9 protein-coding genes and 1 pseudogene are annotated in these 9,635 nt (G+C 73.1%); 6 read left to right on the top strand and 4 right to left on the bottom strand.

Annotated features, from left to right (window positions below):
- Positions 1 to 77: pseudogene (locus AB0F11_RS06080) on the top strand (lytic transglycosylase domain-containing protein); the annotation flags it as partial.
- 165 nt (positions 78 to 242) lie between these two features.
- Here AB0F11_RS06080 and AB0F11_RS06075 read toward each other — a convergent pair.
- Positions 243 to 1,412, bottom strand: coding sequence for a steroid 3-ketoacyl-CoA thiolase (locus tag AB0F11_RS06075; RefSeq protein ID WP_361904938.1), 1,170 nt, complete (start codon positions 1,410 to 1,412; stop codon positions 243 to 245).
- A gap of 241 nt (positions 1,413 to 1,653) precedes the next feature.
- Between AB0F11_RS06075 and AB0F11_RS06070 the strand changes: the two genes are divergently transcribed.
- From AB0F11_RS06070 to AB0F11_RS06060, 3 genes are all read left to right on the top strand, one after another.
- Positions 1,654 to 2,931: a cytochrome P450 gene (locus AB0F11_RS06070; RefSeq protein ID WP_362168895.1), complete on the top strand. Its 1,278-nt coding sequence runs from the start codon at positions 1,654 to 1,656 to the stop codon at positions 2,929 to 2,931.
- Between the two features lie 63 nt (positions 2,932 to 2,994).
- Entirely contained in the window at positions 2,995 to 3,378 is a 384-nt protein-coding gene (locus AB0F11_RS06065; RefSeq protein ID WP_362168893.1) for a DUF6193 family natural product biosynthesis protein, read from the top strand.
- A 150-nt stretch (positions 3,379 to 3,528) separates the two neighbouring features.
- Complete coding sequence (locus tag AB0F11_RS06060; protein ID WP_362168891.1) at positions 3,529 to 4,893, top strand: FAD-binding oxidoreductase; 1,365 nt, start codon at positions 3,529 to 3,531, stop codon at positions 4,891 to 4,893.
- A 45-nt stretch (positions 4,894 to 4,938) separates the two neighbouring features.
- On the opposite strand, the gene AB0F11_RS06055 is transcribed toward AB0F11_RS06060, so the two are convergent.
- On the bottom strand, positions 4,939 to 6,930 hold the full coding sequence (locus AB0F11_RS06055) for a phosphatase PAP2 family protein (protein WP_362168921.1): 1,992 nt from the start codon (positions 6,928 to 6,930) through the stop codon (positions 4,939 to 4,941).
- 156 nt (positions 6,931 to 7,086) lie between these two features.
- Between AB0F11_RS06055 and AB0F11_RS06050 the strand changes: the two genes are divergently transcribed.
- Positions 7,087 to 7,443, top strand: a complete 357-nt coding sequence (locus AB0F11_RS06050) for an antibiotic biosynthesis monooxygenase (protein WP_362168889.1) — start codon at positions 7,087 to 7,089, stop codon at positions 7,441 to 7,443.
- Positions 7,444 to 7,563: 120 nt separating this feature from the next.
- Here AB0F11_RS06050 and AB0F11_RS06045 read toward each other — a convergent pair whose 3' ends face one another.
- The gene (locus AB0F11_RS06045) at positions 7,564 to 7,959 is read right to left on the bottom strand and encodes a nuclear transport factor 2 family protein (RefSeq protein WP_362168887.1); all 396 of its coding nucleotides are present in this window, start codon (positions 7,957 to 7,959) and stop codon (positions 7,564 to 7,566) included.
- Positions 7,960 to 8,064: 105 nt separating this feature from the next.
- Here AB0F11_RS06045 and AB0F11_RS06040 point away from each other — a divergent pair, with 105 nt between their 5' ends.
- Complete coding sequence (locus AB0F11_RS06040) at positions 8,065 to 8,580, top strand: GNAT family N-acetyltransferase (RefSeq protein WP_362168885.1); 516 nt, start codon at positions 8,065 to 8,067, stop codon at positions 8,578 to 8,580.
- A gap of 28 nt (positions 8,581 to 8,608) precedes the next feature.
- Here AB0F11_RS06040 and AB0F11_RS06035 read toward each other — a convergent pair whose 3' ends face one another.
- Positions 8,609 to 9,526 (bottom strand): peptidoglycan-binding domain-containing protein, encoded by a 918-nt coding sequence (locus AB0F11_RS06035; RefSeq protein WP_362168883.1) that lies wholly within the window; start codon positions 9,524 to 9,526, stop codon positions 8,609 to 8,611.
- Positions 9,527 to 9,635: the final 109 nt, after the last annotated feature.

The raw sequence follows: 9,635 nt of genomic DNA, 5'->3' as shown, positions 1-9,635 counted from the left end.
GCCTGGACTACATGAACTCCCGCTACGGCTCCCCGGTCGGCGCCTGGAACTTCTGGCAGGCCCACCACTGGTACTAAGCCACCAGTGAGCTGAACCCGCTGAGCTGAACAGCGATGCGAAGGCCCCGGTGGCCGGCCTCCCCAGGTCCGGCCCCCGGGGCCTTCGGCTTCCCATCCCACAAGGGGTTCAGTCGGCGCCCGAGGCGCCCCGGCGCGGCGCAGGTGCACCCGCGCGCCGCTCCGTCACAGCCGCTGGATGATCGTCCCCGTCGCCAGCGCCCCGCCCGCGCACATGGTGATCAGCGCGAACTCCTTGTCGCGGCGCTCCAGCTCGTGCAGGGCCGTGGTGATCAGCCGGGCGCCGGTCGCACCGACGGGGTGGCCGAGCGCGATGCCCCCGCCGTTGACGTTGACCTTGTCCAGGTCCTGTTCGAAGACCTGGGCCCAGCTGAGGACGACGGAGGCGAAGGCCTCGTTGATCTCGACCAGGTCGATGTCCCTGAGGGACATCCCGGCCTTGCCGAGCACGGCCCGCGTCGCGTCGATCGGGCCGTCCAGGTGGTAATGCGGATCGGCGCCGACCAGGGTCTGCGCGACGATCCGGGCCCGCGGCTTCAGCCGCAGGGCGCGGGCCATCTTGCGGGAGGCCCACATCACGGCGGCGGCCCCGTCGGAGATCTGCGAGGAGTTCCCGGCGGTGTGGACGGCGGTCGGCATGACCGGCTTGAGGCCGGCCAGCGCCTCCATGCTGGTGTCGCGCAGGCCCTCGTCCCGGTGGACCAGGCGCCACATGCCCTGGCCGGCCGCCTGCTCCTCCTCGGTGGTGGGGACCTGGACGGCGAAGGTCTCCCGCTTGAACCGCTCCTCCGCCCAGGCCGCGGCGGCCCGCTCCTGCGACAGCAGCCCGAGCCGGTCGACGTCCTCGCGGCCGAGGCCCCGGCGGCGGGCGATCCGCTCGGCGGCCTCGAACTGGTTGGGGAGGTCGACGTTCCACTCGTCCGGGAAGGGCTTGCCGGGGCCGTGCTTGGAGCCCGAGCCCAGCGGCACCCGGCTCATCGCCTCCACGCCGCAGGCGATCCCGATGTCCATGACCCCGCCGGAGATCATGTTCGCGACCATGTGGTTGGCCTGCTGGGAGCTGCCGCACTGGCAGTCCACGGTGGTCGCGGCGGTCTCGTACGGCAGGCCCATGGCGAGCCATGCGGTGCGGGCCGGGTTCATCGACTGCTCGCCGGCGTGGGTGACCGTGCCGCCGACGATCTGTTCGACGCAGTCGGGCTGGATTCCGGTACGGGCGAGGAGCTCGCGGTAGGTTTCGCCGAGCAGGTAGGCGGGGTGGAGGTTGGCGAGCGCGCCCCCGCGCTTGCCGATCGGGGTGCGTACGGCTTCGACGATGACGGGTTCCGCGGCCATGAGCTCGTCCTCCTCCTGCACGGTGCCGGCGCGGCGGGCCGTCCCGGCGCCCCGCCCTAACTAGTACGCGTTCTAGTTCTCCTCGCAGTCTTATGACCCGGAGCCCCGGCACGCAAGGGTCTTGCACCCGGCCTCCACGGATTCCACACGCAACAGTCGGCGCGGAAGCCCTTGTCACTTCTAGAACCCGTTACTACCTTTCGGGCCAACTCTGATGGGACGTCAGACTTGGAGTCGCCCGATGACCTGTCCCGCGCTGCCCGAAGGCTTCGACGCCACCGACCCCGGCCTCCTCGAGGACCGGGTCCCCTTCCCCGAGTTCGCGCTGTTGCGGCGGACCGCTCCCGTGTGGTGGTGCCCGCAGCCGCGCGGTGTCACCGGCTTCGACGACGAGGGCTACTGGGCCGTGACCCGGCACGCGGACGTCAAGTACGTCTCCACGCACCCGGAGTTGTTCTCCTCCACCACCAACACCGCCATCATCCGCTTCAACGAGCGCATCCACCGCGAGCAGATCGACGCCCAGCGCCTGATCATGCTGAACATGGACCCGCCCGAGCACACCCGCGTACGCCAGATCGTGCAGCGCGGCTTCACCCCGCGGGCCATCCGCGGCCTGGAGGACGCCCTGCGCGACCGGGCCCGCAGGATCGTGGAACAGGCCCGCACCGCAGCGGAGTCGGACGGCGGCGACGGCAGCTTCGACTTCGTCACGCAGGTGGCCTGCGAGCTCCCGCTGCAGGCGATCGCGGAACTGATCGGCGTACCGCAGGAGGACCGCCTGCGCATCTTCGACTGGTCGAACAAGATGATCGCGTACGACGACCCCGAGTACGCCATCACCGAGGCGGTCGGCGCCGAAGCGGCCATGGAGCTCATCGGGTACGCCATGAACATGTCCGCCGCGCGCAAGGAGTGCCCCGCCAAGGACATCGTCACCCAGCTCGTGGCCGCCGAGGGCCAGGGCAACCTGAGCTCCGACGAGTTCGGCTTCTTCGTGCTGCTGCTGGCCGTCGCCGGCAACGAGACCACCCGCAACGCCATCAGCCACGGCATGTACGCCTTCCTCACCCACCCCGAGCAGTGGGAGCGGTACAAGGCCACCCGGCCGGCGACGGCGGCCGAGGAGATCGTCCGCTGGGCCACCCCGGTCGTGTCCTTCCAGCGCACCGCCACCCGGGACACCGAGCTGGGCGGGCAGAAGATCCGGGCGGGGGACCGGGTCGGGCTGTTCTACTCCTCCGCCAACCACGACCCGGAGGTCTTCACGGACCCGGACGTCTTCGACATCACCCGCGACCCGAACCCGCACCTCGGCTTCGGCGGCGGCGGACCGCACTTCTGCCTCGGCAAGTCCCTGGCCGTCATGGAGATCGACCTGATCTTCAACGCCCTCGCCGACACCCTGCCCGACCTGCGGCTCACCGGCGAGGCACCGCGCCGGCTGCGCGCGGCCTGGCTCAACGGGATCAAGGAACTCCGGGTCGCCCACGGCCGAGCGCGCGGCACGGGGCGGTAACGGCCCGCAATCGATGCGGTCCGGGGCATTGTCGCGGCGGCGGCCGGACGTCAGACTGCGCGGATGGATCTCCAGGACACGGTCAGCAGGGGGCCCGACGAGAGCGTGGAGGCGCGCTGGCAGCGCCTGCCCACGACGTGGCGGCTGATGGTCGAGCGCGGCGGGCCCCAGGCCGCCGTCGGCCGGGGCGTCCTCGCGCTGATCGACGCCGCCGCGGCGCAGCCGGAGCTGCGCCGGCTGTACCCGTTCACCAGCCACTGCGTCCTGCGGTTCAGCAGCCGGGGCGGCCACCCGCCGGAGGCGGACGTGCCGTCCGTCGAGCCGGTGCGCGAGGGCGGCTTCCGCGTCCTGAGCCCCAGCACGAAGCGGGTCCTCGGCGAGGCCGACACCGCGGAGGCGGCCGTCGCCCTGGTCGTCGCCCGGCTGTCGGCGGCGGCCCCGGGCTGAGGCCGCCGCCCGAGTGGCGGGGGCGCGGGCCCGGGCGGATCCTGGCAGGACGCGGCGATCCACCGCAGGGGTGCCGGGGCCTGCTTCGAGCGGTCCCGGCGCCCCTGCGGTCTGCGTGCACGGGCCTGCGTACGGTGCCAGGCTGAGGCCATGGCCACGATCGGCCCTGCCTTCCGGGGGCGGCTGGTGCGCCCCGAGGACCCCTCGTACGACGCGGACCGGCGGGTGTGGAACGGCTCGATCGACCGCTCCCCCGCCCTGATCGCCTACTGCACCGGCATCGCGGACGTCATCGACGCCGTACGGTTCGCCGCCGCCGAGGGGCTGCCGCTCGCCGTGCGCTCCGGCGGCCACAGCTTCCCCGGGCAGTCGGTGTGCGACGGCGGGATCGTCGTCGACCTGTCGCCCATGCGCGGCATCCGGGTCGACCCGGAGCGGCGCACGGCCCGGGCCCAGGCGGGGGTGCTGCTGGGCGAGTTGGACCGCGAGACGCAGGCCTTCGGGCTGGAGGTGCCGGCCGGGATCGTCACGCACACCGGGCTCGCGGGGCTGACGCTCGGCGGCGGGATCGGCTGGCTGATGCGCAAGTACGGGCTCACCGTGGACCAGTTGCTGTCGGTGGACCTGGTCACGGCCGACGGGTCGTTCCTGAAGGCCGGCGAGGACGAGAATCCCGATCTCTTCTGGGGCGTTCGGGGCGGGGGCGGGAACTTCGGGATCGTCACCGAGTTCGCGTACCGCCTCAACCCGCTGGGGCCGGTGGTGCTGGCGGGGCCGGTCATCTGGCCGATGGCCCAGTCGCCGACGGTGCTGCGGCTGTACCGCGACTGGATCACCACGGTGCCGGACGGGCTGACGACGGTGGTCGTGCACCGTACGGCGCCCCCGCTCCCGTACATCCCGGCGGAGCTGCGGGGCACGCCGGTGGTGATGGTGGTGTGCTGCTGGGCCGGGCCGGTGGAGGAGGGGCAGGAGGTCCTGCGGCCGCTGCGGGAGGCGGGGCCGGCGGCGGCGGACTTGTGCGTACCGAAGCCGCCGTTCACCGAGTTCCAGGCGATGTTCGACCCGTCCTTCCCGCACGGCCGCTGGTACTCCTTCAAGTCCCTCGACGTCGACGTCCTCGGCGACGAGGTCATCGACATCACCGCGGAGCACGCGTCCCGGATGGTCTCCCCGCTGACCGCCTTCCCGATCTTCCACCTCGGCGGGGCGATCGCCCGGGTGGGCGAGGACGAGACGGCCTTCACGGGGCGTACCGCGGGACACACCTTCAACATCAACGGGACGACGCAGGACGCAGAGGGCTTCGAGCAGGAGCGCGAGCGGGCGCGCGGCCTGTGGTCGGCGCTCGCACCGCACCAGACGGGCGTGTACGCGAACTTCCTGATGGAGGAGGGGGCCGAGCGCGTCGAGCAGGCGTACGGGGCGGAGAAGTACCGGCGGCTGCGGGAGCTCAAACGGCGCTACGACCCCGGCAACCTCTTCCGCCTCAACCAGAACATCCCGCCGGCGTAGCGGCCTTCACCGTCCACGAGCCGGGCCCTCCACGAGCCGGGCCGTCTACGAGCCGGTCGCGGCCCGCGCCGGGACGACCGGCCCGGATTCCGTCCCGGCGCCGCCCGCCGTGCGCGGTCCCGGGAGCTCCAGCCTGAGCCCGCGGGGCCCGGACAGCACGTACACCAGCCCGAATCCGGCACCGACGACGATCGCTCCGCCCACCGCGTCGAGCACCCAGTGGTTGGCGGTGGCCACGATCGCGCAGACCGTGATCAGCGGGTGCAGCGCCCCGAGCAGCTTCTGCCAGGCCTTCGGCGCGAGCACGACGACCACGATCCCGCACCACAGCGACCAGCCGAAGTGCAGCGAGGGCATGGCAGCGTACTGGTTGGAGATCGCCGTCATCGCCCCGTACTGCGGATGGGCCAGGTCCTGCGGCCCGTGCACGGTGTCGATGAAGCCGAGCCCGGGCATCAGGCGCGGCGGCGCCAGCGGGTAGAGCCAGAAGCCGAGGAGCGCGATGACGGTCGCCAGCCCCAGGGAGGCGCGCGCCCAGCGGTAGTCGCCCGGCCTGCGCCGGTACAGGACGGCCAGGATGGCCAGCGGCACCACGAAGTGGAACGACGAGTAGTAGAAGTTGAAGAACCTCTCCAGCCAGGGCAGGGCCACGACCGCGTGGTTGACGGCGTGCTCGATGTCCAGGCCCAGCGCCCGCTCGACGGCGTGGATCTGGCCGCCGTGCTCCTCGGCGAGGCTGCGGCTGGCGGGTGCGGCGGCGCGGATGTGCGAGTAGATCGAGTACCCGACCCGTATCAGCAGCAGTTCCAGCAGCAGGTTGGGGCGCGACAGCACGCGCCGCCAGAACGGCAGCAGCGGCACGCGCGACCAGCGGGCCGCGGCCGGGCGTCCGTACGCGGTCGGCACGGGCGCCCGCCAGTACGGCGAGGAGCGCGGCAGGAACGGCACCGCGCAGGCCGCGGCGAGCGCGGCGAGCAGCAGCACGTTGTCCCCTACGGGCGCCAGCGCGGCCAGGTTGGGCATCAGCACGCTGCTCGGCAGCGTCATGGCGAGGACCACGGCGACCGGCCACACGCGCCGGTCCGCGGCGCGCTCGCCCACCCGGCCCGCCACCGCGAGCAGCACCCACAGCAGCTGGTGGCGCCAGCCGGTCGGTGCCACGGCGACGGCCACGCACCCGGTGACGGCGACGGCGAGCAGCAGCTGGCCGTCGCGCGCGTAGCGGACGGCGCGGCGCAGGCCCGCCCAGGCGATCGCCGCCGCGAGGGCCGCGTACAGCACGAGCTCGGCGGGGCCGGTGAGGCCGAGCCGCAGCAGGGCGCCGTGCACGGACTGGTTGGCGAGGGCGTCGGGGGCGCCGCCGAGGCCGGTGCCGGCCACGTGGTGCACCCAGTACGTCCACGAGTCGTGCGGCAGGGCCGCCCACGCCAGGGCGGTGGCTCCGGCGAAGGTCGCGCCGGCGGCCCGCGCGGTGGGGCGGCGGTCGGTGCACCACAGCAGCGGCGCGAACAGCAGCAGGGCCGGCTGCAGCGCGGCGGCGAGCCCCACGAGGAACCCGGCCGGGCGCTCGGCGGGCACCCGGAACACGGCCAGCAGCACCAGCAGCACGGGCAGGACGGGCAGGACGGCGCTCTGGCCGGGCGCGGCGGCCTCGCGGACGGGCAGCGAGACCATCATCAGGCCGACCAGGGCGGGCGCGGCGAGCAGCGCGGTGCGCCGGGGCACCGGGTCGGGCAGGCCGCGCGCGGCGACGAGCCCGACGGCGCCGACGAACAGCAGCGTCACGCAGGTCCAGGCCACCTCCAGCGAGGGCGCGGCCAGGCCGAGGGCGGGTCTGAGGACGAGCCCGGCGAAGGGCGTGCCGCTGAACTGGCCGGCGTCGTACAGCGAACCGGGCAGGCTGTCGGGGAGGTGCAGCTCGCCGAGCCACTGGCCCGGTGGCACGCGCAGCACGACGGCGGCCTGCCGCAGGGCGAGCACCCCGGCCAGCGCCCACAGCAGGAGCCGCGCCGCCGCGAGCCTGTTGCTCCCGCCTATGACCCCGGCATGTCCGGTCGCACCCCTGTGCTCTGCCGCGTCAGCCACGCCTCGCCGGCCTCCCGTCCTGTGGAACGCAACCCTGACTTAGCCTGGCTGCCGCGTCGGATTACCCGGGACGACGATATCCCCCGCCGGATCCCTAGGATGGCGGGCATGAGCATCGTGAAGATCAACGTACTGACCGTGCCGGCCGAGCAGCGTGAGGTGCTGGAGCAGCGCTTCGCCTCGCGGGCGGGGGCGGTTGAGGGTTCGGACGGGTTCGAGTGGTTCGAGCTGCTGCGCCCGGTGGAGGGCACCGACCAGTACCTCGTCTACACGCGGTGGCGGTCGGAGGAGGACTTCCAGGCGTGGATGGAGGGGCCCATGAAGGCGGCGCACCAAGGCGGCGGCGCGGGTGCGGGTGCGGGGGCGGGCGCCGGCGCCGGCGAGCGGCCCAAGCCGGCGGCCTCGGCTTCGACGGTGTGGTCGTTCGAGGTCGTGCAGCAGGCGGGTCCGAAGCAGGAGGCCTGAGCCGCGGCCGGCGTCAGCTGCGGCGGCCGGGCCGCTGGATCAGCTGCGTTGGCCGCATCAGTTGCGTGAGCTGCGTCAGTTGCATCAGCTGCGACAGCTGCGTCCGCTGCGTCCGCTGCGTCAGCTCCAGAAGGCGTCCTCCTCGTCGATGTCCTGCGTGCACTGATCGATGTCACTGATCTTTCCGCCGACGATCGTGAAGAACAGGCCCTCCTGGATCTCGATGCCGCGGTCGCCGCGGTCGCCGCGCAATGTGTGGACGGCTATGGCGTGGCCCCGGCCGTCCACCGTCACCATGTGCAGATCGACCTGCATCGTGCCCTTGGTCTCCTCGCCCATGCGGCGGTAGAGGTCGAGGACGGCCTCGCGGCCCTTGTGGTGACCGGACAACGGGTTGGTGCCGGGTACGTGGTGGATGACGTCGGCCGTCATCAACGAACCCAGGGTGTCCATGTCGCCCTTGCCGAAGGCCTCGTAGCCGCGGCGGATCAGGGCAGCGTCGGGGTGTTGGGACATGGCGCTCACGCCCTCCGTTGATGCGATTTAACCCTTTTCCCATCATCGGCCCGTGGCTGTGGATATTCCACGCGGCGCTGGGCGGTCGAACCGCACAATGACGCCATGAACACCAACACGGGGGACACCGCGACGACCGCCGCCACCTGGGCCGTCGTCGCCGAGCACTACGACACGGCCGACGCCACCGCGCTGCGGCGCGCCTACTACGCCGAGGTCGCCGGGCGGTACTGGAAGCGGCCCGTGACCGAGGCCGAGATCGACCAGGGCATGCTGGACTTCCCGACCGACGGGCTCCTGCCGCCCACCGGCCGGTTCGTGGTCGGCCGGCTCGACGGCGAGCCGCTCGCCTGCGGCGGCGTCCGGCTGCTCGATCCCGCCACCGCGGAGCTGACGCGGGTGTACGTGGACCCGCGCGCCCGCGGAACCGGCGGCGGGGCGGCGCTGCTCGCCGCACTGGAGGACGAGGCCCGGGCGCTGGGCGCTGAGCGGGTCCGGCTGGACACCCGGTCCGACCTGGTGGAGGCGCGGGCGCTGTACGCGCGCCACGGGTACGCGGAGATACCCGCGTACAAGTCGGACCCCTACGCCGAGCACTTCTTCGAGAAGCGGCTGGCCTAGCGGCTCGTCCGGTGGCTCGTCGGGGTGGTCAGCCCCTGCCCTCCAGGGCCTTGCGGGTCTCCGGTCCGTAGACGCCCCAGGGGTCGCCCTCGATCTCGTTGTACCACTGGAACTCGGACACGGCCTTTTCCGTACGGTCGTCGAACCGGGAATTGATCTTCCCCCGGTACAGGCCCTGTCCCGCCAGCAGCCGCTGCAACTTCTCCACCTCCGGGCCGGAGTCGCCGTACTTCAGCGTCGGCGCCTTCGGCGGCGGGGGCGGGGTGCTCGCCGGGCGGCTCGCGCTCGGCGAGGGAGCTGCCTGAGCCGCCGCCGAGCGGGAGGCGGTGCGCGAGGGCGAGGCCGACTTGGAAGCGGAGGACGAAGCAGAGACGGAGCGGGAGGCCGAGGGCGCTTCCGTCGGCTGCGCCGGGCCGACCGGGGGCACGTTCACCGCCTCCGCCGAGGGCTTGGCGTCCAGCAGGACGGTGTCGCTCTCGCCGGAGTGCGGCAGCACCCCCAGCGTCAGGGCCACGGTGCCGACCGCGAGCACCGTGCCCGCGCCCGCAAGGACCGTCGGCAGCCGCCGCCGGCGGGACGGGGCAGCGCTCCGGCGCCCGGAGCCCCTGCCCTGGGCCGGCCCGGCTCCGGTGAGTACCCCGAGCTCGCCGAGGTCGTGGGGCTCGGAGTGGAGCGGGGCCGTCCCGGCGGGCCAGGACGCCTGCGGCGGGATGTCCGGCCACACCGCCGGTATCCCGTACGCGGGCGTGGCGTCCTCCGACCCCGCCGCGCCGGCGTGCGCGTACACCTGCGGGGGCTGCGGGGGCTCCACGGGGCCGGGAACCGCCAGGCCGGGGTCCGGCAGCGTCAGATAGGGGCGGATCCGCAGTGGCTCGAAACCCGCCCCTGCCGCGCACCCGCAGTCGACACCCGCGGCGTCGCAATCTGGACAGCGCTCAGCGCTCACTGCACTCCCTCCCTGGCCCTTGCCTGCGATTATGCAGACCCGTCAAGGGCCGCCCAACCGCCCGACAGGCCATAACCGGACACACCGCTCAGGATGGAAACGTTGCTCC

This window comes from Streptomyces sp. NPDC032472 (genome assembly GCF_040636955.1).
Taxonomy (GTDB): Bacteria; Actinomycetota; Actinomycetes; order Streptomycetales; family Streptomycetaceae; genus Streptomyces.
This window is presented reverse-complemented; position numbering and strand designations above follow the sequence as displayed.